The following is a 22,425-nucleotide window of genomic DNA, read 5'->3' as shown; positions in this document are numbered from 1 at the left end:
TTGATCGGTTGTGTCGGTTTTGGAATTAAAACCCAAACCGTTTTATAAATATAAGGCTTTGTTGAAAATGACACGCATTTTCTTTTCAACATTCATTTCCCAATCTTAGTTGGACTGGGAAATGAATGGAGGTTGTTAAGCGCTCTTTTTACTGCTGATCCAATATTGTAATAGCACAGATGAAACAACCAAAAACAGTCCTACATAGAAGGATAGGTTTAATTCTCTTGCTTCATTAAGAAATAAAAATGCAATCAAAATAGCATATACTGGCTCAAGATTTAAGCTTAAGTTCAATGTAAATGCCGATATCTTCTTTAAGATTTCTGTAAATGCGAGATAGACAGCAACTGTGCAACATAAGGATAGAATAAGCAGGTAAAAAATATCCAGGGCATTGGGAATGAAAGTGCTGATTGGATAATGCTGAATGTAAAAAGGAAGTAGACATGCCAGCCCTATTGTTCCACCGATCATTTGATAATAGTTGATGCATATTGCGTTGTACTTTTTGGTCAATTTTTCATTGTGAACCGCATAGAGTGAGGCAAAAGCCGGAGAAATTATCCCTAAGACTATGCCAAGCTGGTGTGAGGTATCGAAGTGAAATATCAGTGCAATACCGCACAACGTAAGTCCACTCAACAGAAGTTCAGACAATCTGAATTTCGTTTTATTGATCATCGGTGCAAAAATAGCGGTGAAAAAACTTGCCATACAGTAGCAGATCACGCCGATGGAAATGTTTGAATATTTGATGCTAGCATAGAATAATAGCCAGGATGCTGTCAATAGTAGCCCATTTTTTGCAATATGCAGTTTCTCTTTGAACGTAAAATCTGTAGGTATTTTATACCATTTTAGAATAAAAAATAGGATAACGGCAGCTAAAAATACACGGTACCATGTGAGTATCCCTTCGTTTAGTGAAATCACTTTTCCAAATACACCAGATAGTCCCAGGCACAACACAGCAAGGTGCAGCATGAAATATGAATGTTTCATAAGAAATTGTCTTCCAGTTCCGTCCATTAAGGACGAAAGGTGTTAAATAATAAAATTGATAGTAAATAAGAAGCACAGCAAATCAGTCCATTTCTGGCATTGTGCTTCAGTAATATTTGAGAAAAATATTACGCTACTGGAGGAGGAAGACAACTCGTTCTATTCATCATATTTGTATTTACCCGAAGATAGGGAATTTTGGGCGCAGCTGCAAAAAAGGAATGAAAAAGCCCCCAGAAAGTCTTTGCTTCTAGGGGCATATATTTAGTCCGTTGCCTTTATTTTGTGATTCTATGGCGTATTTGGCGGTAAAGCATCTGTTCCGCCACCCAATGCACGGTAAAGATCTATGGCTGCATTGAGCTTTTCCCGTTTTACTGTAATACGTTCCAAATCATTTTGGAGCGCATTGTTTTGGGCAGTTATCACCTCCAGATAGTTTGCCATCCCACTTTTGTAAAGTAAGGCGGCATCAGCGGTGGCTTTGGCGAGGGCATTTGATTTGGCATGGATAAGTTGCAGGCGCTGTTCCGTATGTTTGATTTTTGCCAAGGCATCCGAAACTTCTGAAACTGCGACCATAACCGACTGTTTAAACTGCAAAGCTATCTTCTCACGTTCGATGACCGATATTTCATAGTTTGTTTTTAAAGCACCTTTCTGGAAAATTGGCTGTGCAATATTCCCCGCTATTGTTTTTACGATCGATCCCGGTAGATCAAACCATTTGTTAAATTGAATGGAGTTTGTACCAATGGATGGTGTCAAGCTTATGGAAGGGTACATCGCTGCTTTGGCGAGTCCCATTCTGCTTGTCGCTGCCACAACCGCGTATTCAGCTGCTCTGACATCTGGTCTGCGGCTCAAGAGTTCGGCCGGCACCCCTGTGGCAAGTCCGTCTCCAACAATTGTATCATCTAAACTTGCTGTACGTTGAATGTCCTCGGGGAAACCTCCGCAAAGAATGCTCAGTGCATTTTCTTCTACAGCCATGTTTTGATGGGCTAGGGGAATCAACAATTCAGCAGTTTTCTTCTGAGCTTCGGCTTGCTCCACGGCAAGCGAACTGACCAGTGATGAGTTGTATTGCAAACGTATCATATTCAGTGTGCTATCGCTCAATTGAACATTTCTTTGTGCAATCTTAAGCTGCTCATCCAAAGCAATCAGATTATAATAGGACTGGATGACCTGTACAATAACCCGGGTTTTCAGGGCCGATAAATTTTCCTTTTGGCCAAAAAAATTGGCTAAGGATTCCTCTTTTTGCATTTTTACCTTTCCCCAGATATCGGCTTCCCAAGATAATCTGAGCGTGGCACTATAATCGTCCATATAAGGTGTCCCGATAAATTGGTCACTCAGCGAGCCATTCAAGGAATTGCTCGATAACCAGGTTCTATTCGCTCCAATGCTTAAATCAGCTGTCGGCAGTAACCCTTTCTTAGACTGCTTGTACGCGAGTTCCAATTGTTGCATATTTAGGAGTGCAACATTGACGTCAGTATTGTTGGATAATGCCTTCTCAATGAGTGATGTCAACAAGGGATCCTGTACAAATTTACGCCAGGATAGCTGTAGCGTATCAGACGTCAGGACAACCGCGCTGTTTTTGAAATTTTCGGGTATTACTATCTCCTGACGTGTGTGTTTTTTCCCCACGCTGCATGCGGACAACAACAGGGTAGTGCTTGCGAAAATTGTTATATAGTGATGAAATTTTTTCATTTTAATCGTTTGTATTGTGTACTGTATTGTCCGTAAGCTTTTTACCCGAAACTTTTTCTTGCAGATATTGGAACACCAGGTATAGCAACGGTATGATGATTACGCCGAGGATAACACCACTTAACATACCCATTGCTGCTCCCGTACTGATTGAATGGTTACCTGTAGCTGTTCCGCCGGTCGCAAACATCAAAGGTACCATGCCGGCAATGAAAGCCAATGAAGTCATCAAGATTGGGCGTAGACGAGCTCTTGCTCCTTCTAAAGCCGAATCAATGAGTGAGGAGCCTGCTCTTCTCCGCTGTAAAGCAAATTCAACAATCAAAATGGCATTTTTTGCCAAAAGACCGATGAGCATGATCAAGCCGACCTGGACGTAGATATTGTTGTCCAATCCAATGGCACGTGTTCCTAAGAAAGAACCTATCATACCTGTTGGGATTGATAACAGGACGGCAAGGGGCAATAAGTAACTTTCGTACTGTGCTGATAGTAAGAAGTATACAAATAGCAAGCTTAATGCTAGGATAAGTACGGTTTGATTGCCTGATGATTTCTCTTCCAAGCTAAGTCCCGTCCATTCGTAGCTATAGTCTCCCGGTAACTTGGTCAATACATTTTTCTCCAATGTTTCCATGATCGCACCATTACTGATACCAGGCGTACTAACAACGTTTATCGTGAGCGAATTGTATAAATTATAACGGGTTACCGACTCAGGGCCATACACTTTACGAAGGGTGACCAAGGTATTCACCGGAACCATTTGGCCAAGATTATTCTTGACAAATATTTCGTTGAAGGCTTCTTTATCGGTTCTATAGATGCCATCCGCTTTAACTGCTATCCGATAGAATTTTCCGAAACGATTGAAATTCAATGATTGGTCACCCGCAAAGTAAGTTTGAACGGACGAAAGCATTTCACTGACATCTACGCCAAGTTGGGCAGCTTTGTCCTCATCTACTTCTAACTCCATCTGTGGATAATCTGCTCTGAACATGGTATAGGCAAACTGTACCCCTGGTTGTTTCATAATCTGCGCAATAACGGAGTCGGACATTGCTTTTAGCTCTACCGGCGATTTACCAGCTCTGTCCTGCAATACGAGTTCCGCTCCATTCATCATACCATAACCATCAACAGGAGGGGAGCGAAAGGCCATTGCGTTACCTTCTTTGACACTGGATAATTTTTGTGAGATAACTTGGTGAATCTGATCGATATCGTTCATCTCACCACGTTTCTTTTTATCTTTCAGGCGTATGAATCCTGTTGCATAGGCTGCGCTGGAGTTGTTACCGATCATATTGAATCCAGTAATACTTGTATGGCTTTCAATAGAAGGGATATCGGCAAGTAGTTTTTCGATTTTTTCTACTGCTTTTGTGGTTCGATCAAGTCCCGTTCCTGGGGGCATTTCCAAACTGTATACGACAAAGTTATCATCTTCCATTGGTACAAAACTTTTGGAAGTGCTTGTCATGAGGTATCCGGCAACGCCAATTGTCGCTAGGATCAAAAGTGCCGAAATCCATTTTTTCTTTGCCAGGAATTTTAATGAACCCACGTATCGGTTGGTCATGTTTTCGAAGCCAGCGTTAAACGCTTTGAAAAAACGTTGAGAAAATCCTGTTTTTGGGGTCTGCCCATCGTGATTTTCGGCGTGCGTATTTTTAAGCAATAATGCGCAGAGTGCCGGTGTTAAAGTCAAGGCATTAATCGCAGAGATCACAATGGCAATAACAAGGGTGTAGGCAAACTGTTTATAAAACATGCCCGATGAACCTGTCATAAATCCAATGGGAATAAAAACTGCACACATAACCAAGGTAATGGAGATTACAGCCCCTGTGATTTCACTCATGGCACTATGGGTAGCCTGCTTACCGGTTAAGTTGGAAGTCTCCATCTTTCCGTGTACTGCTTCGACAACGACAATTGCATCATCGACAACAATACCAATGGCGAGTACTAGGGCAAATAACGTCAATATATTGATGGTAAAGCCAAACACCAGCAGGAAGAAGAACGTACCTACGATAGCTACTGGTACTGCGATTGCTGGAATAATAGTCGATCGTATGTCCTGCAGAAACAAAAATACAACTAAGAAAACCAATATGAAGGCTTCAATCAATGTCGAACGTACTTGAGCCGTACTTTCATCCAAGCGTTCTTTGGTACTGATCAATTTAAAAATCTTGATTCCAGGAGGAAAAGAGCGTTGCGCTATTTCAATCTGTTTATCGATTCCGATTTCAATTTCATTGGCGTTGGAGCCTGATGTCTGGAATATACCAATGGTAACGGTATTGAGGCCGTTATTTTGCGAATTACCGCTATAACTGATCGAGCCAAACTCAATACGTGCGACATCCTTTAAACGAACGATCTGAACGTCATTGTTTTTGACGATAATGTTTTCATACTGCTCTGGAAGGTTCTTTTTCCCTTTATAGCGTATGACATATTCAAGTGGTGCTTTTGATTCTTCCCCTAATTTTCCAGGTGCAGATTCCAGACTTTGTTTGGAAATTGCAGCAATGACTTCTTGTGGAACGAGTCCATAACTCGCCATTTTTTGCGGATTCAACCATACACGCATCGAATAGTCTTTGGAACCGAATACCATGGCCTGACCGACCCCAGGTACACGCTTGATCTGTGGGATCAAGTTGATGTTCACATAATTCTGTAAAAATAGTTCATCATATTTTTTATTATCTTCTGTATAGATATTAAATATCATGATCATACTATTTTGTTGCTTGGAAGTCGTTAATCCCATTCGCACAACTTCCTGTGGCAGGATAGGAGTAGCCTGTTGTACTCTGTTTTGCACATTTACGGCTGCCTGATCTGGATTTACACCTGCTTTAAAGACAATACGCACAGAGAATGTACCATCGTTACTTGCAGTAGATGTAATGTATTCCATGTCCTCCACACCATTGATTTGCTCTTCGAGGGGTGTAACAACTGACCTCAATACTGTTTCGCTATTTCCTCCGGGATAGCTTCCGGTAACTTGGACCGTGGGCGGGGCGATATCCGGGAATCGCGTTTGAGGCAGCCTAAAAAGACCGATAACCCCCAGTATGACAAATATGATAGATATAACAGTTGCCAAAACTGGCCTGTCAATAAATTTCTTTAACATTTTAGTTTAAATTTTATAAAGCTTTTAGTACCGTTTTTTTTCAAAAGTGATTACTGAATGTATAGGCTTGTTGCCTTTCTTTGAGCAATTCAGCTTTTGCTATACCTGCTATCCTTGTTACATGGTGGATTTTTTAGTCGGTTGAACTTGCATTCCATCATTAAGCATATCAATTCTATTCATAACGATTTTTTCACCAGCTGTGAGTCCTGATTTAAGTAAGTAGGCGTCAGCGGTATTTCCTGCAATTTCAATCTGTTTCATGGAAATTTTATTTTTCTCACCAATAACATACACGAAATAGCGGTCTTGAATATCCTTTACAGCGGCCATAGGTACCAACAATACGTTTTCATGCGCTTTTTTCAAGATTACTTTTGCTGAGCCACCCGAACGAAGAATTTTTTCGGGATTGATGAAACTTGCTTTAAGTGCCATGCTTCCTGTTGTTCTGTCGATGTTACCACTAGCTAACTCTACTTTCCCCGAATGGTTGTATGCTGTTCCATCAGCCAGTAATAGCGTTGCTTGTTGATTGGATGTTTTGTTATTCTGATCTTTGATAAAGGCTATAAAATCGGCCTCACTCAATGAAAAATACACATTTACGGTATTGATTTCAGATAGCGTCGTTAAAGGTGTCGCGTCTGCTGCGGTAATTAAATTTCCGATCCGATTAGGAATACGGCCGATATAACCACTCACTGGTGCATTGATCAACGTAAATTTGGCATTTATTTGAGATGAACCGAGTGCAGCCTGTGCTTGCGCTACCTGCGCTTTAGCTGTGGCATAATTGGCCTCTGCAGTTTTTAACTGTAATTCGGTATACACTTTACCTTCAACAAGTGGTTTGATTTTTTCAATCTCCAATTTCGCATTTTGTTCTGCCGATAAAGCAGCTTGGTAAGCTGCCTTGCTGTTGTTTACTTGTTCGTTGTAGACATCAGCTTTTATTTTGAAAAGGGGTTGACCCTGGGATACATAGTCTCCTTCTTTGACATAAATCTGATCAAGATAACCAGTTACCTGCGCTTTGACATCGACGTTGACGGTCCCCTCTAATGTACCAGGATATTTTTTTTCGGTCTCCGCGTGGGTAGGAGATAATTCGATAAAGTCAACAGTAACTGCCTGCTCTTGCGGTTGTTCTTGGTTGCCTCCACAGGACGATAATAATGCTGCTGCTGTAATAAGTGTAAGGAAAGGTTTTAAAGTCATCGTTCTTTGTGCCATTTTATCATTTTATAATGAAACAAAGAAAAGAATTCTTTTAAGCCATAAGGCAAAGAAATCTACCGAGACGTTACAATTGCTTACTGAAACGTATCAGTGATGATCTGAATTTTACGATATTAAATGGTACGATCCAATTGTGTTGAAGATATTGGTCTTATCGATTGACATTCCCTTGTTCATCCCGAAAAACTTATTTTACCTTTCTGACGTAAAAGGAGCAAGCGGATCAGTTTTAACATCAATAGTCTAACCAAGTTTTCAGCAATTGAGCCTTTTCTCTGCTCACAAGGATTTCCACTTGATCGTTATTTTTAATTTCTATTTTTAGTTTTCCGTTGAAGTGGTTATGTAATCTTTTGATCGCATCTATATGTACAATGAATTGCCTGTTGGCACGAAAAAATACTTTTGGATTTAATTGCTGTTCGAGTTCTTCCATTGTTTGAGGGACAATTTCGACAGTGCCACATTTGAGTTGCGCATGGGTAAGTTTAAATTCGGAGTAGAAGTATAATATCTCTTCAACAAGAACGGTTTTATAGCCGTCTTTGAATGGAATTAGAAAGCGCGAGCGAAAATCTTTCGGATAGATAAAATCCAATAAACCTTGAAGCGGTTGTTGGTTGATCTGGAGATCTTTTTGATAGTCAAGTTTTTGGATGGCATTTTCCAGCTCTGTTTTTTCTACAGGCTTAAGCAAATAATCTATGCTATTGAATTTAAAGGCCCTCACAGCGTATTCGTCAAATGCTGTTGTAAATATGATTGGGCAATCTATTTTTATAGTCTCTAATATTTCAAAGCTTAAACCATCGGATAGACGAATATCCATCATCACCAGGTCGGGAAGTTCATTGCCATTGAACCAGTTGATGCTATCAGCGATATTATCCAGGACATCTAAAATAACGATAGATGGCTTTATTTCCTTCAAAAGTCGTTTTAAACGATCGGCATTGAGTTTTTCGTCCTCGATGATTAATACTTTGGTTATATTCATTATGCTTGCGCTAAAAGTGGGAGGATAACGTTAAATGTTTTGCCATCATTCTTTATTTGCAGTTTTAAGTTGGATAGCAAATCGTATCTTTTAATGATGTTTGAAATCCCGATTCCCGATGATTCGGATACATTCTCAATAGGGATTAGTATATTTTCAACAACAAGTTGATTCTGGGAGTTGGTGTATACCTTTATTTTCAGCGGTTTTTTCTTATTTGTCTGATTATGCTTTAGTGCATTTTCTACCAATAATTGTAAGGTAAGGGGAGGTAATTGGCAATTGCGTTTGGCAGGATTGACGTTTATTTCGAAGTTTACCCCATCGCCAAATCGGTTTTTGATGAGAAATATGTATGAATTTAGAAAGTTGAGTTCTTCTTCGAGTGAGATAATGTCCTTTTTGGAATTGACAAGAAGGTAGCGATATATTTTGGAGAAGTTTTCTGCATATTCATAGCCTAATTGTTGGTCTTCGAGGATGATTTCTGAGAGCACGCTCAGGTTATTAAAGACAAAATGGGGGTCGATCTGTAATTTTAACGATTGAAGTTCTGTTTCAAGAATGACCTGATCAAGCTTTGCAGCGCGCATGGATTCATTCTTCCAGTTGGTGATCAAATGACTACCGATATTGATACCCATTATCATGAGCGCAATCAATACACTGATTGTAATGTTTTGAATCATCCCCCTTTTTTCCTCTAAAGATGGAGCTATAGTGACATTCTGAGGGCCAAAATAATATTTTGAAATGAGGTATTCCAAAAGTAAATTGATAAAGAGTACTGCAAAAAGGTTGATGACGGTTTCAAGTAGAAGTCGCTCTGTCGGACTATCTTTCCAGGTTAAGAACTTATTAAGCTTGTCATGGACAATGATACTAAATTCGGAAATGATAAAGCTGTAAATGATTGTAAATGTCCATTCACCGAGTATTTCGAACATATTCCGTTTAAAATAGCCATCCCAGCAACTCGAGAAAGGATCAATAATATAGGCGACGAGATAAATAAGCAGAAAGGACAGAAAGGTAAATATCAGCCTTTTTTTATTTGTACTAATTAGAGTCTTATCGTTTTTATAGATCGCTATATCCTGCATTCTTTTAACTTATATGTATCGGTGAAATCTATGCAAATTTCGTAATTCCTTTTAGTATTGGACGACAAATTTCTGCTGAAGCGTATAAAGCCCCGACTGAAATATCAATTTGATACACTCAGGCGTATATTGACGAAGATCGGTAGATTATCTAGTATTGACATATCAGAATAGAATTCTTTATGAAATTCGTGTGTCCTGTTTTTTAATTGGTTGTAAATCTTGTTGTTATTTGTTTTTTGTGATCGATTGATATAACAGTTTCAAAGAATGACTCTGGATATGGGGTTCGTTTTTAGCTATAAACAGAAAGGCTTGACATCATTTCGTCAAGCCTTTCTGTTTTATTGAGGTAACTATTGTATCGATGTATTATCCTTTAAATTATTTTGGCTCTTGATGCGTTGTTGGCGTATGGATAATATCGAAATAGATCGTTTTGTCATTAGCGTTTGGATAAACTCTATACGTGAATTCTTTCTTCGTTAATACAGTAATATCAACCACACGAGTAAACAATGTTTCACCAGCAGCATTTTTAGCAACAATTGTTCTCGTTTTACCATCTGCAGATACGGTCCAGTCGCCGTGCATTTTGGGAGAATTGTCAAGATTGAACATTGTAAATGTACCGTCAGATTTGAAATAAGCAAATCCTACAAAATTTGACACGTTAGCATCTGTTAACACTACACTTTCTCCTTTATTATTCTTTGCGTTTGTTGTTTCCCAGGGGGTACTGGCCAATATTTCGCTTGGTGTAAGCTGTGGTTCAACAACAGTTTCGTCATCTTTACTGCAACTCACCGCTACTAGTGTGCTTAAGGCGATACATACCGCTAATGCAATTTTTTTTAAATCTCTCATTTTATAAAATTTATATGATCTCACAAAAGTAATCGCATTGTTTCAGCTGTATTTGTCTCTTTTATTCCAAGGTTTGAAGGATTTATAAATTGAATGAGATCGCGCTGTAGAAGAAGGTTAAACAAAAGAAAAAGCTTGCTATTAGTTTGCTTTGAAGTCTGCTTTACATGGAAACAATTAAAGGTGATGGAAGAATGGGCTTCGGATAAAAATAAAACAGGGGACCCTAAAGCCCCCCATCTACCAGATATGTATAATAAAATTAGAAAATTGCTTTTTTACAGCATTAATTGTTGCTCCATCCACCACCTAATGAACGATACAGGTCAACAACTGCAGAAAGCTCCGCTTTCTTTACCTGAGCAAGTTCGAGCTCACTTTGCAAGATATTGCTTTGTGCCGTAATTACTTCCAAGTAAGTGGCCATTCCTGTTTCAAATAAAAGATTGGCGTGCTTCGTTGCTTCCTTTAGACGCGTCGTTCTATCTGAAGTAATCTTTTGTTTTTCTTTCAATTTTTGAATTGAAATTAAAGCATCGGAAACTTCTCCAGCTGCTGAGATTACTTTTTGCTTGAAGATCAATACGTTCTTTTCTTGTTCGACACGTGCCAGTTCATATTGAGTTTTCAATTCCTTCCGCTGTAAAATAGGCTGCGTAATACTTCCTGTAATTGCCCCAAATAATGAAGCTGGTAAGTTGAACCAATTGCTTGCCTTGAATGCATTTACTCCTGCTTCGGCGCTAATAACCAAGGAAGGATACATACGTGCCTTTGCGTATTGTTGATAAGCTTGTGAAGCTGTAATAGCCAGTTCAGCTTGTTTTACATCCGGACGATGACTTAGCAAATCGGCTGGGACGCCAGTTGCTAATTCTTCGGGGAATTGAATATTCGACAATTTCTCGGCTATTTTAATCTCCTGCGGGAGTTTTCCGCTAAGAATCTGAATGGCATTTTCCTGAATACGGATCTGTTGTTCAAAGTCGGGGATCAAGGCAGCTGCAGACAATCGCTGCGCATCGACCTGTTCCAATGCAAGCAGCGTAATGTCACCAACTTCATATTGTTGCTGGACAATACGTAAAGTTGTATCGCTTAATTGCAAGTTTTGTTTGGCGATATCACGCAATTGATAAAGCATCAGTAGTTGATAATAGCCTTGCGCAACTTGTGCAATTAATTGGGTTTGAATTACTTTTTTCGCTTCTTCTGTCTGTAAATAGGAAGCTAAAGCAGCGATATTTTGATTTTTGATTTTACCCCATATGTCGGCCTCCCAGGATAAACCTAAGGATGCCGTATAATCTTCCACATGGTGTTGGCCTAAAAACTGCCCCAGGCTCAATCCATTCATGCTGTTATTGGATGGGTTGGTGCTATTTCCGCGGATCTGTAGTTGGGCCGTGGGAAGATAGTTAGCTTTTGCTTGTTTCAGGCTCAGTTGAGACGCTTCTATATTTTTTAGTGCCAGTTGCATATCTAAGTTATGTTGTATAGCACTATCGATCAAGGTTTGTAAGACTTGATCCTTAAAAAAATCACGCCATGGAATAGAACCTATGCTAGTTTCCTGCGGAGCTTTAGCCTGGTCGCGGTACTGTTCGGGCAAGTTGGGGGCAAGGTGTTGATTGCTGACCAACTTATCTGTTTTGCAAGACCATGCGACAAAAGATAAGATGAAAACCGTCAGTAATTTTGATTTACTATTCATATATTTAAATGCTGTCATGATATACTAATTGTTTGTATGCACGGGTATTTCCAACGAAACGGCATTGTTTTCATGTTGTTTTTGCTTTGGAGCACCTCCTATTTTCTCTTGGATAAATTGGAAGAAAATAAAGAGAATAGGGATAATAAAGAGCCCTAAAACTACTCCAGTAAACATCCCTCCCGCAGCGGCAATACTGATTGAGTGATTTCCTTGCGCTGATGGACCTACTGCTGTCATCATTGGAATCATACCAACGATAAAAGCTAAAGAAGTCATAATAATAGGTCTCAAACGTAATCTCGCTGCTTTAAGTGCGGCACTAGGAATTGATAGTCCCTGTTTGCGTCCTTGGATGGCAAATTCTACGATCAGAATGGCATTTTTGGCTAATAATCCAATCAACATAACGAGTGCGACTTGTACATAGATGTTGTTGGCAATATCAGTGAAGCTAATTGCTGCAAAGACCCCAAATATACCTGTAGGAATAGAGAGAATAACCGCCAATGGAATGATATAGCTTTCATATTGTGCCGCAAGCAGAAAATAAACGAATATCAGACAGAGAATAAAAATTAATGTGGATTGGCCTCCGGAGACAATTTCTTCTTTAGTCATACCTGAGAACTCATAAGTGAATCCAGTCGGCAATTGTTGTTTTGCAACTTCTTCAACTGCACGGATAGCATCTCCGGAACTATATCCTGGTTTTGGGATCGCATTTATTCCAATCGAATTGAATAAGTTGTAACGAGATGCTGTTTCCGGACCATATACACGTTCTAATTTGACTAATGTATTGATGGGAACCATGTCTCCCAATCTGTTTTTTACAAAAATACCGTCCATCGAAGTTGGTTCACTTCTATCCTTGGCATCAGCTTGGACCATCACACGATAATACTTTCCAAAACGATTAAAATCTGAGGCTTGGGCACTACCAAAATAGGCTTGCATGGTCTGTAAAATGCTTTTTGTGCTTACGCCAAGTTGTTCTGCTTTGATATCATCTACTTGAAGTTCATATTGTGGATAGTCCGCTTTAAAGGTTGTGAAAGCCATCATAATTTCTGGACGTTTCATCAATTCGCCAATAAACTTTTGGCCTATGCCACTGAATTTTCCGAGTTGTCCACCGGTCCGGTCCTGCAGTACCATATCCAGACCATCCACGTTACTGAATCCTGGTACAGTAGGGAAGGTAAAGACAAAGAAATTTGCGCCTTTGATATTTGCCAATCGCTGATTGACATCGGCCATAATTGCATTGATGTCTTTTATCTTACCACGTTCTTCATGTGGCTTAAGGAGGATAAATGCAACACCTGCTGATGGACTTGTGGATTGTGTCAAAATATTGAAACCAGCAAGTACATTTAAAGTTTTGGTAAAATCAGCATGTTGAAGTTGCTTCTCTGCTTCGGCTAATGCTCCAGAGGTACGATCCAAAGAAGCACCTGCTGGCATAGATAAGGATACAGCAATGAATCCTTGATCCTCTGATGGGATGAATCCAGTAGGTGTTTTACGGATCATAAATACAGTCAAAAGTAGGGTAATTCCCAATCCTGCAAATGCAACCCACTTATAACGGATCAAGAAGCGTAAACTACCTAAATAATTCTTCGTCAACCGATCAAATCCGACATTGAATCCAGCGAAGAAACGCTCTTTGAAATTAAGTTTCTTGGCATCAGCATGACCATGATGCGTTGGTTTTAAGAAGAGCGCACATAACGCAGGACTTAGTGTCAAGGCATTGATTGCTGAAATAACGATTGCAATCGCCAAGGTGAAAGCAAATTGTCTATAAAATACCCCGGTTGAACCTTCCATAAAGCCGATGGGAAGGAATACGGCAGACATCACCAATGTAATCGAGATGATGGCGCCTGTGATTTCACTCATGGCAGATGTCGTAGCAAGCTTAGGCGGGAGATTTTCATGCTCCATCTTGGCATGAACAGCCTCCACAACCACAATCGCGTCATCGACGACAATCCCAATGGCTAGCACCAGAGCAAACAAAGTCAGTAGGTTGATTGAAAAGCCGAAGAGCTGCATGAAGAAAAATGTTCCCACGATGGCTACCGGTACCGCAATCGCTGGTATCAATGTCGATCTAAAATCTTGAAGGAATAGAAAGACAACTAAAAATACCAGTATAAATGCTTCAACTAGTGTATGTTTTACTTGGTCAATAGATTGATCAAGTGCATCTTTTGTGTTGTATAAAACGAGATATTTGACACCTTTTGGAAAGCTTAAAGAGGCTTTCTCCATGAATTTTTGAATGGCAATCTGAATTTCATTTGCATTCGAACCTGCAAGCTGCATGACCCCAATATTCAATCCTGCTTTACCGTTGATGCGCGTATGACTCGCATAGGTATAAGATCCCAGTTCGACACGAGCGACGTCTTTGAGTTTTAGTACAGAACCGTCTGTATTGGAGCGGATAATAATGTTTTCGTAATCACTTGGCTGGTTGAGTTTACCTTTATATTTGATTACAAATTCAAAAGCTTCACTGCTGCTCTCTCCGAATTTACCCGGAGCAGCTTCGACGTTTTTATCTTGAATGGCGGCCATTACTTCCTCAGGCGTTAATTTATAGGTAGCCATTTGATTTGGATTGAGCCATACACGCATGGAGTAGTCTTTGCTACCACCAAATGGCAATGCTTGTCCAACCCCAGGTATCCGTTTCAGTTCAGGAATAATATTGATCTGGGCGTAATTGGTAATAAAGGTCTGATCGTATTTACTCTGATCTTCCGTATAAAGATCCAATACCATGATCAAGCTGTTTTGCTGTTTTGCCGTGGTGATCCCGGCTTGTACAACCTCAGCCGGCAATTGGCTGGTTGCTTGAGCCACACGATTTTGGACGTTTACAGCAGCTTGGTCAGGGTCTGTACCAAGTTTAAAATATACCGTAATCATTAACGAACCGTCGTTGCTGGCGGTAGAGCTCATGTAGCTCATATTTTCAACACCGTTGATTGACTCTTCGAGTGAGGGGGCTACGGCACGAAGCACCGTTTCGGCATTTGCCCCAGGATATAATGCCGTTACTTGCACTGCGGGCGGTGCAATATCGGGAAACTGCTGCAATGGCAGTTTGAGGATACCAATCACCCCCAATATGACAAGTAATATGGAGATAACGGTAGCAAGTACAGGTCTTTCTATAAATTTCTTAAGCATGTGATTTTCTAATATTATAATGAATTGATGCTATCTCTTGATAAGGCTTGTGGTGTAATTTTCTGACCATCCTGAAGCAAGTCAATGCCTTTGTAGACAATTCGGTCTCCCGCATTCAGCCCTTTACTTACCAGGTAATTTGCACCACTTTTTCCAATGACAGTAATAGGTTGTTGAACAACTTTATTTTCTTTACCAACGGTATAAACGAAGATTTTATCCTGCATTTCAAGGGTAGCAAGCTGCGGTACCAATAATGCTTGTGCATACTTCTTCTGTAGTCTTACACGACCGGTGTTTCCGTTGCGCAAAACTCCCTCCGGATTGTTGAATGTTGCACGAAGTGTAATCGCACCGGTATTTTTATCAAACTGCCCATCCACCATATCTATTTTTCCTTTCTGATCATAAATTGTCTGATCCGAAAGAACTAAGCTGATCGGAGGGAGGTTGTGAAGCTTTTGTTGTAAATTACTCCCTTCTGTATTGTTTTTGAATGCAATAAAGTCATTTTCTCCCAGTGAGAAATAAACATGAAGATCTCTTACATTTGACAATGCGGTAAGTGGTTGTGCGTCTGTGGGACCAACCAAACTCCCTTGTTTGCGTTGTAATCTACCGATGTATCCTTCGGCTGAAGCCCGTATTAGCGTATATCCGACATTGATTTTTGCGGTTTCAACGGCCGATAGTGCCAATTGTACATTTGCTTTAGCGGCATTACGTGCGCTAATAGCTGTTTTTAGCTGGAAGTCTGTCAGTACTTTGGTATTCACCAGCTTTGTTTTCTTTTCGACTTCTAACTCCGCATTTTCCAGACTAGCTTTTGCTGCCAGTAAATTTGCCTTCGCTTGGTTTAATTGTTCCTGATAGGGGCGGTCGTTGATCTTGAAAAGTGCCTGACCTTTAGTTACTTTGGCTCCTTCATCGACATAGATGTTTTCCAAAATTCCCTCTACCTGAGGTCTGATCTCAATATTGGCGGAAGCTTCAATAGTCGCTGGATATTCCTGGTAAACTGTCTCGCTACCATTCTCGATGGTAACGACCGGAAGGTTAACTGGTGGTGGATCAATGGGTTTACTTGTTCCGGTTGAGCAACTGTATAGAAAGATTGCACTCAACACATATGCAGTCTTTACGATATTAATTCGTTTAACACTGTTAAGTGCTGGAACGTAAATCTTTTTAAGACTTGGTGATAAATTTGTTTTCATGTGATATTAAAAATTGAAGTTTTGGTGTATTTAACGGTGTTAGATTTTTTAACGTTGTATTTTTTGTTGTAAAAAAATTTAGTCAGTCAGGGAGCGTGTGATGCCGTAAATAGCATCCTTTAATACTTCTTGATTGGTATTTTCGCCATTACCTTGGTTTACCAGATTGATCGAAATCAATCCATGTATAATAGACCAGTAGGTGAAATACTTTCTACAGATCAATTCTTCGGATGGATTTTTCTCTTTCATGATTTCACGGATGACATCACTTATCAATTTTCCGTGGGATTCTGCACATTTATATGTTTTTTCAAATCCACAACAGGCTGTTCCAACGCCGAACATTAACTGATATAATTCACGTTCTTCGAAGGCGAAATCCCAATAGCTAAACCACATTGCTTCCAATTGTTTCTCCAGATCGGTTTCAGTTGATTTGGCTTGCTTTACTTTTTTGGCAAGCAGGAGATAGCCTTGGTTGGCAAGTTCCATCAAGATGGCATCTTTATTGGCGAAATACTCGTATATCATGGGGGCAGTATATTCAATGATATCTGCAATTTTGCGCATACTCAGGGCCTGCCATCCTTCTTCTTTGACGATTTGGAGCGCAGCATCTAGAATATTGGTTCTATTCTCATCTTTGAGCCGTTGTATGCGTTCTTTACTACCCATGTTAATGCGTAAATAATTTAACAGTGTTAGGCAAAAGTGATACTTTTAATTTTATTTATTGACATCTAAAAGTCATTAAATAAAAAGGCCTTATTTTTTCGGTTCGGAAGAAGCGTTTTCAGGGCTTGCAGCAAGGGTTACAATCTGTTTTATGCGATTTTTTTCTTTCTCAGTTAGGGGAAGTGCCTGTTCGATGATAGGGAGAATTTCAGTACTTTTTTCCGATTGCAATAACAGGTCGATGAAACCAAGATAGGTGCGGATAAGGTCTGTTTTAATGCCGAAGAAAATGCGTGGATCTACAATATATAATTCCTGTACTAATGCTAACAATAGGGTTTTTCTTTTTTTATCCTTTTCCGAGTTGTTGTATGCGGGTAGTAGGCCCTTTCTTTCAAGATCTGTTAATTTTACCGCGACAGCGTGCTCTAGTACATATTTTTTTTGTTTTCTATCGAGTAAATCACGTAACTCGGCAAGTAAATTTCGATAAATAACTTGTTTGGCTTTCCCCGAGAAAAGATTATCTTCTGTAGATAGGAGGATATCTTGTTGTTCGAAATGATCAAAGAAGGTAGATTCCACATAGACGGAGTGGTGGAAATTGATCGCGTTATTATTGAAACTGCTAAGTACTTTGGCAATTTCCTTTTTATCACTATTAAGAAAATAATAATAATATCGATCACCAATTTGCTGGTTCCAGCGAATGTAATTGATGGTGAAACTATAGGAAGTATCCTGGTCGGGGCTATAGCCAGTCCACGATAGTTGATCAGCTTCCTGGATTAAATGATCATAAGCCAACAGCTTTCCATTGACGCGTATGGCATAATTCCTTTCCTTATTCAAGTAGAGAAACCAACCGAATTCTTGTGCGAGGAAATTGTTAAAGTCATCGCTTTCAAAAAATGTAGCATTAAGTCCAAAAATGCCTTCAAGAGTAACTTGTGTTTCTGTATTTTTATGTACTACTGGCGTGCTTTCACTGATATCGTATTGCTCTTTACTTTCGCGATCGATTTGAATTCGGTAGTTTGAGAAATATTCATCCTTTTGAAAAACAGTATTCCAAATTGCACGTGTTGCAAAAAGCGAGAAAGAAAATCGGCCCTTTCCCTTTTTTCCTCTTGTATAGGAACTGCGTTTGAGGCTGTTCTTTTTTATAGAATCCAAAAAGTTTCCAAATGAGGAAGAAAGCGTCTCTAGGGGTATGCCTTCGCCATTGTCCTGTATGCTTATACGATTAATGTAGCCTAATTCATTACTGTCTATGAAGAGTTCGATCTGTGTGGCTTTTGCATCAAATCCATTCCAGATATATTCAGCAATGGCATGTTTGGGGTCTTTGGGAAGTCCTGCAGATTCGATACTTTGGTTGGTTATTTTTGTGCTCTTCTTCATCGTAAAGACGGTTTAGCTTAAAACTTGTAAAAAAAGATGGAAATAATTTGGTCGATTAATTCCATTTCAATGTACACTATTTTTTAGATCTCTTGATTAAAAATGTGAAAAAATAAGCAAGTCCAAAATAGATAATAAGATCGAAAAGAAGATAAATAAAATTGAAACTACTTCGATTCTCAGGTTCAAATGAGTGTTTGCCGCCAATATATTCATAAAAAGGAAATGGAAAGCACAATCTGTTATTTCCATCGGATGGGCTATCGCATTTAGCGAAGAGAATGGTGGCCGCAACTGTTATTACACTAAAAATTACCCAGGTTTTCTTTGGGAAATTTGAAACTATCTTCATGGTTATTGGGCTTTAAGTAGTTTAAAATTACAAAATATCATATGTAGATGTATACGTCTCATTTGTGTCCATATGGCCATTGACGGCTAAAGTTGATGTGTTGATATAGAAGTTGCTTTTTTGGTAGAAAATATACCTAAATTTAGTCTATGCTTATAGAAACTTTAAAAAGCCTTTTCCGACGGGACTTAAACAGGCTGCGTGATGAAATTTCTTTGTACAAACAGGAAGGAAATATATGGCTTATTGAACGTAATATTTCCAATTCAGCTGGCAACCTATGTTTACACCTGATCGGAAATCTTCAAACATATATTGGTGCTGAAATAGGCAAGACTGGGTATATCAGAGATCGAGCGGCCGAGTTTTCGTTAAAAGACATTCCTCGAACACGATTAATAGATCAGATAGATGATACGATTGATGTGGTTACACGCTCTTTGGATCTGTTGTCAGAGGAGAACCTTCTTGAGATATATCCTATACGCGTGTTTGAGGAAAAAACAACAACGCAGTATTTGCTTGTTCATCTGACCACCCACCTAACTTATCACCTTGGCCAAATAAACTATCACCGCCGACTGCTGGATCAACCTGAGGTGTAGTTAATGTATTGGTAAACCTATTCTTATTCTAAAACATAGGAAACAAATTTATAGTATGGATGTAAGAAAAGCGGTATTATCTGATGCCCCGGAGCTCGCAACCTTGACCGAACAGCTGGGGTATCCAGCCGATATTGAAGGAATGAAAACTATTTTGGAGGATCTGTTGCGGAAGCAGGAGTATGCTGTATTTGTGGGGATTATTGATAATAAAACAGTTGGCTGGATTCAACTTCATCAGGTCATCAGTATGGAGACTGGTGTTTATGTAGAAATCATTGGCTTGGTTGTCGATGAAGAATATCGAGGTCGGGGGATAGGTCGATTATTATTGCATACGGCATCTGATTGGTCTAGGTCTCTCGATTGTTACCGTTTGCGTGTCAGATGCAATATCATTCGGACCGAGAGCCATAAGTTTTATCAAAATAGCGGTTTTATACTAAAAAAGGAGCAGAAAGTTTTTGATTCTTTGCTTTAAAAGGTGAACTTTAGCCCAATTAGATATCGAGACCATCAAACATTCTACCTGTATCGAGTGTTGATTTCTCGAAGACCCGACTTAGATAAAATGAGAAGAATCTTTACATTAATTGCCTGTTGCTGTGTTTTTAATTCGCATGCACAACGTATGGACAGTATTACCACGGTGATCGCTCCTGAATATGACCGAGTGGGTTTATTGCATCGATTTTGGCTTGGAGATAGTTACCGTAAATTATACAATACTCCTGTTAAGATGCGTGTGATGGATCTCGCTACTGAGCGGGGCGGGCTTCAGATTGTTAAGTTGGGTGGTGGTATGCAGACACAGTCACTTCGACTGGTAGATTCTATGGGTAGGGAGTGGGTTCTCAGGTCTATTCAGAAATACCCTGAACGTAGTCTACCAGAAAGCCTTCGAAAGACATTTGCAAAAGATATAGTACAAGATCAGATTTCGATACATCATCCATTTGGTGCATTGACCGTTCCGCCATTTAATAAAGCCTTAGGTATTCCTTCAGCTTCGCCAGAACTGGTTTTTGTAGGAGATGACCCTAGGTTCGGCGAGTATCGTGAGGTATTTAAAAATAGGGCCTATATGTTTGAGGCGCGTACACCTTTTGAGGATCAAAAAACAGATAATAGCGCAAAAGTCATGCGTAAAGTGTTGGAAGACAACGATACGCAAATTGATCAGAAGCTCACGCTACGTGCGCGTATGCTCGACTTTACGCTTGGGGACTGGGATCGTCATCAAGATAATTGGCGTTGGGATCCCGAAAAAGAAAAAGGTAAAAAGATCTATACCCCCGTCCCAAGAGATCGGGATAAGGTATATTATAAAACTTCGGGTGTATTTCCCACATTACTTTCCTATCAATGGCTGAAGGCTCATTTGCAACCCTTTAGTCCACATATCCGAAATGTGCCCCATTGGAATTTTAATGCGAGTACTTTTGATCATTTTTTTCTCACTCATCTTACAGAGGATGAATGGATTGACGAAATACAGTTTGTTCAGAAAACACTGACGGATTCGTTGATTCATCAAGCGATGTTAACGATGCCTGATACAATTGTGAAAATGAGCGCGAATGAATTGGAAACAAATATTCGTTCAAGAAGGGACGAGCTGATGGAAAGCGGACTGACCTACTATCGATTTCTTGCGCGTGTCGTTGAACTACCATTGTCCGCCAAATCTGAATTTGTGGATGTCGATTACAATAAGGATGGCTCGGTCACTGTCAATATTCACAACAAGAGAAAAGATGGTACCGAAGGGCGAAAACTGCTAAAACGCACCTTTGTACCTGATCAGACCAAAGAAGTTCGTATATATGGCATATCGGGCACTGACGAATATAAGTTACATGGATCGGGCAAATCGCCCATAAAGATCCGGCTAATTGGGGGGGATGGACAGAATCTATATCGTACAACTGATAAATTTGCCAATGGCAGCAAAGTTTATATCTATGATGGTAAAAATCAGGTGCCGGGTGCTATGCAGGTTGATGATGCTATTCATCTGAAGTTGAGCAAAGACAGCGCTGTCCATAAGTTTGACTATGAAAATTTTATCTATGATCGTAAAGGGGTCGTTTTTAACCTAGATTATGGAGTTGATCGTGGACTTATTTTTGGTCTGGGGTATATGATCGAGAATCAGGGGTTCAGAAAGAAGCCTTATGCCTATCGGCATCAGTTTCTAGGCAGTTATTTGACCGGTCGCGAATCATTTATGTTTGATTACAAAGGGAATTACAAAGATCTCATTGCAGGACATGATCTTTATATTCATCTTTCGTCCCTTGGTCCTAAAAACCTGAGTAATTTCTTTGGATATGGAAACAATACTATTTTCGATAAATCGGATTCAAAGCGCATTTCGTATTACCGAAATCGATTTGATCTTGTGAGCGGTGACATTTTTCTGGAAAAGTACCTGGAACCTAAATTCAAGGTGTTCTATGGATCTTCTTCCGAATATTATACGAGTAAAGAATCGAATAATGTTGGACGTTATTTTGAGGAATTTCATCAAAAATATCCATCGGAACCTATCTATGGGAGTAATTTCTTCACTGGGCTTACTGGCGGGATAGATTATGATACACGTGATAATATGGCCAATCCTAAATCTGGAGTACACGTACATACCAGGCTGGGCTGGAATGCTGAAATTGGAGGGGAGGGCCGCAACTATACAAAATTGCAGCATTCCATGAGTTTTTATAAAACGGTTGCCAATAGCTATATTACTTTCGCCAACCGTGTGGGATTTGATGCGGTATGGGGAGATCCCTATTTTTATCAGCATGCGCAAATTGGAGGGGAAATGAGCTTAAGAGGGTATAATTCCCGACGGTTCACTGGGAAAACAGCGCTATATAATAATTTTGACATGCGATTAAAATTATTTAGCTACTCTTCTTATATCGTTCCTGGAACAGTCGGGGCAATTGGTTTTTATGATGTTGGAAGGGTATGGATGAGTCATGAAAATTCCAATGACTGGCATATGGGGTACGGCGGCGGAATTTATTTTATGCCTGGAGATCTGCTCACGATTCAGGGGGTAGTCGGTTTTAGTAAAGAAGCAACCTTGCCTTATCTTCGCGTTGGACTTTCTTTTTAAAGACCTAAAA

At 39.7% G+C, this 22,425-nt stretch carries 15 protein-coding genes; 3 read left to right on the top strand and 12 right to left on the bottom strand.

Going from position 1 to position 22,425, the window contains the following annotated elements; translation table 11 throughout:
* Nucleotides 1–135 precede the first annotated feature (135 nt).
* The 12 genes from M2419_RS01475 to M2419_RS01420 all read right to left on the bottom strand — a co-directional run bounded on the left by M2419_RS01475 (nt 136) and on the right by M2419_RS01420 (nt 18,331).
* Nucleotides 136–1,005: a DMT family transporter gene (locus M2419_RS01475; protein ID WP_153848363.1), complete on the bottom strand. Its 870-nt coding sequence runs from the start codon at nt 1,003–1,005 to the stop codon at nt 136–138.
* 291 nt (nt 1,006–1,296) lie between these two features.
* Nucleotides 1,297–2,733, bottom strand: a complete 1,437-nt coding sequence (locus M2419_RS01470) for an efflux transporter outer membrane subunit (RefSeq protein ID WP_259254096.1) — start codon at nt 2,731–2,733, stop codon at nt 1,297–1,299.
* Nucleotide 2,734: 1 nt separating this feature from the next.
* On the bottom strand, nt 2,735–5,896 hold the full coding sequence (locus M2419_RS01465) for an efflux RND transporter permease subunit (protein ID WP_153848365.1): 3,162 nt from the start codon (nt 5,894–5,896) through the stop codon (nt 2,735–2,737).
* A 117-nt stretch (nt 5,897–6,013) separates the two neighbouring features.
* Entirely contained in the window at nt 6,014–7,132 is a 1,119-nt protein-coding gene (locus M2419_RS01460) for an efflux RND transporter periplasmic adaptor subunit (protein ID WP_182331306.1), read from the bottom strand.
* A gap of 241 nt (nt 7,133–7,373) precedes the next feature.
* On the bottom strand, nt 7,374–8,135 hold the full coding sequence (locus M2419_RS01455; protein ID WP_182331308.1) for a LytTR family DNA-binding domain-containing protein: 762 nt from the start codon (nt 8,133–8,135) through the stop codon (nt 7,374–7,376).
* On the bottom strand, nt 8,135–9,238 hold the full coding sequence (locus M2419_RS01450; protein WP_182331310.1) for a sensor histidine kinase: 1,104 nt from the start codon (nt 9,236–9,238) through the stop codon (nt 8,135–8,137). Before M2419_RS01450 ends, M2419_RS01455 begins: the two co-directional genes overlap by 1 nt.
* Nucleotides 9,239–9,622: 384 nt before the next feature.
* Nucleotides 9,623–10,105: a DUF4822 domain-containing protein gene (locus tag M2419_RS01445; protein ID WP_153848369.1), complete on the bottom strand. Its 483-nt coding sequence runs from the start codon at nt 10,103–10,105 to the stop codon at nt 9,623–9,625.
* Between the two features lie 286 nt (nt 10,106–10,391).
* Nucleotides 10,392–11,819: an efflux transporter outer membrane subunit gene (locus M2419_RS01440; protein ID WP_120332956.1), complete on the bottom strand. Its 1,428-nt coding sequence runs from the start codon at nt 11,817–11,819 to the stop codon at nt 10,392–10,394.
* A gap of 24 nt (nt 11,820–11,843) precedes the next feature.
* Nucleotides 11,844–15,032, bottom strand: a complete 3,189-nt coding sequence (locus tag M2419_RS01435) for an efflux RND transporter permease subunit (RefSeq protein ID WP_153848370.1) — start codon at nt 15,030–15,032, stop codon at nt 11,844–11,846.
* A 14-nt stretch (nt 15,033–15,046) separates the two neighbouring features.
* Nucleotides 15,047–16,249 carry an efflux RND transporter periplasmic adaptor subunit gene (locus tag M2419_RS01430; protein WP_153848371.1) on the bottom strand — a complete coding sequence of 401 codons (1,203 nt, stop codon included), beginning with the start codon at nt 16,247–16,249 and terminating at the stop codon, nt 15,047–15,049.
* 78 nt (nt 16,250–16,327) lie between these two features.
* Entirely contained in the window at nt 16,328–16,927 is a 600-nt protein-coding gene (locus M2419_RS01425; RefSeq protein WP_088162102.1) for a TetR/AcrR family transcriptional regulator, read from the bottom strand.
* Between the two features lie 90 nt (nt 16,928–17,017).
* Nucleotides 17,018–18,331 carry an ATP-binding protein gene (locus tag M2419_RS01420; RefSeq protein ID WP_182331312.1) on the bottom strand — a complete coding sequence of 438 codons (1,314 nt, stop codon included), beginning with the start codon at nt 18,329–18,331 and terminating at the stop codon, nt 17,018–17,020.
* Nucleotides 18,332–18,832: 501 nt separating this feature from the next.
* Here M2419_RS01420 and M2419_RS01415 point away from each other — a divergent pair.
* The 3 genes from M2419_RS01415 to M2419_RS01405 all read left to right on the top strand — a co-directional run bounded on the left by M2419_RS01415 (nt 18,833) and on the right by M2419_RS01405 (nt 22,415).
* Nucleotides 18,833–19,288, top strand: a complete 456-nt coding sequence (locus M2419_RS01415) for a DinB family protein (RefSeq protein WP_153848373.1) — start codon at nt 18,833–18,835, stop codon at nt 19,286–19,288.
* Between the two features lie 55 nt (nt 19,289–19,343).
* Nucleotides 19,344–19,769, top strand: coding sequence for a GNAT family N-acetyltransferase (locus M2419_RS01410; protein WP_153848374.1), 426 nt, complete (start codon nt 19,344–19,346; stop codon nt 19,767–19,769).
* A gap of 90 nt (nt 19,770–19,859) precedes the next feature.
* On the top strand, nt 19,860–22,415 hold the full coding sequence (locus M2419_RS01405) for a BamA/TamA family outer membrane protein (protein ID WP_153848375.1): 2,556 nt from the start codon (nt 19,860–19,862) through the stop codon (nt 22,413–22,415).
* The last annotated feature ends 10 nt before the right edge of the window (nt 22,416–22,425 follow it).

Source organism: Sphingobacterium sp. BIGb0116 (assembly GCF_024808035.1).
GTDB lineage: Bacteria > Bacteroidota > Bacteroidia > Sphingobacteriales > Sphingobacteriaceae > Sphingobacterium > Sphingobacterium paramultivorum.
Note: the sequence above shows the minus strand (reverse complement) of the source record. Positions and strands in the feature narration are given on the sequence as shown.

Bases quoted from the DNA above. Each gene is read 5' to 3' on its own strand.
- M2419_RS01425 (WP_088162102.1), bottom strand. From the start codon at position 16,927: ATGGGTAGTAAAGAACGCATACAACGGCTCAAAGATGAGAATAGAACC.
- M2419_RS01460 (WP_182331306.1), bottom strand. From the start codon at position 7,132: ATGGCACAAAGAACGATGACTTTAAAACCTTTCCTTACACTTATTACA.
- M2419_RS01435 (WP_153848370.1), bottom strand. From the start codon at position 15,032: ATGCTTAAGAAATTTATAGAAAGACCTGTACTTGCTACCGTTATCTCC.
- M2419_RS01415 (WP_153848373.1), top strand. From the start codon at position 18,833: ATGCTTATAGAAACTTTAAAAAGCCTTTTCCGACGGGACTTAAACAGG.
- M2419_RS01420 (WP_182331312.1), bottom strand. From the start codon at position 18,331: ATGAAGAAGAGCACAAAAATAACCAACCAAAGTATCGAATCTGCAGGA.
- M2419_RS01465 (WP_153848365.1), bottom strand. From the start codon at position 5,896: ATGTTAAAGAAATTTATTGACAGGCCAGTTTTGGCAACTGTTATATCT.
- M2419_RS01430 (WP_153848371.1), bottom strand. From the start codon at position 16,249: ATGAAAACAAATTTATCACCAAGTCTTAAAAAGATTTACGTTCCAGCA.
- M2419_RS01475 (WP_153848363.1), bottom strand. From the start codon at position 1,005: ATGAAACATTCATATTTCATGCTGCACCTTGCTGTGTTGTGCCTGGGA.
- M2419_RS01455 (WP_182331308.1), bottom strand. From the start codon at position 8,135: ATGAATATAACCAAAGTATTAATCATCGAGGACGAAAAACTCAATGCC.
- M2419_RS01470 (WP_259254096.1), bottom strand. From the start codon at position 2,733: ATGAAAAAATTTCATCACTATATAACAATTTTCGCAAGCACTACCCTG.
- M2419_RS01450 (WP_182331310.1), bottom strand. From the start codon at position 9,238: ATGCAGGATATAGCGATCTATAAAAACGATAAGACTCTAATTAGTACA.
- M2419_RS01410 (WP_153848374.1), top strand. From the start codon at position 19,344: ATGGATGTAAGAAAAGCGGTATTATCTGATGCCCCGGAGCTCGCAACC.
- M2419_RS01405 (WP_153848375.1), top strand. From the start codon at position 19,860: ATGAGAAGAATCTTTACATTAATTGCCTGTTGCTGTGTTTTTAATTCG.
- M2419_RS01440 (WP_120332956.1), bottom strand. From the start codon at position 11,819: ATGAATAGTAAATCAAAATTACTGACGGTTTTCATCTTATCTTTTGTC.
- M2419_RS01445 (WP_153848369.1), bottom strand. From the start codon at position 10,105: ATGAGAGATTTAAAAAAAATTGCATTAGCGGTATGTATCGCCTTAAGC.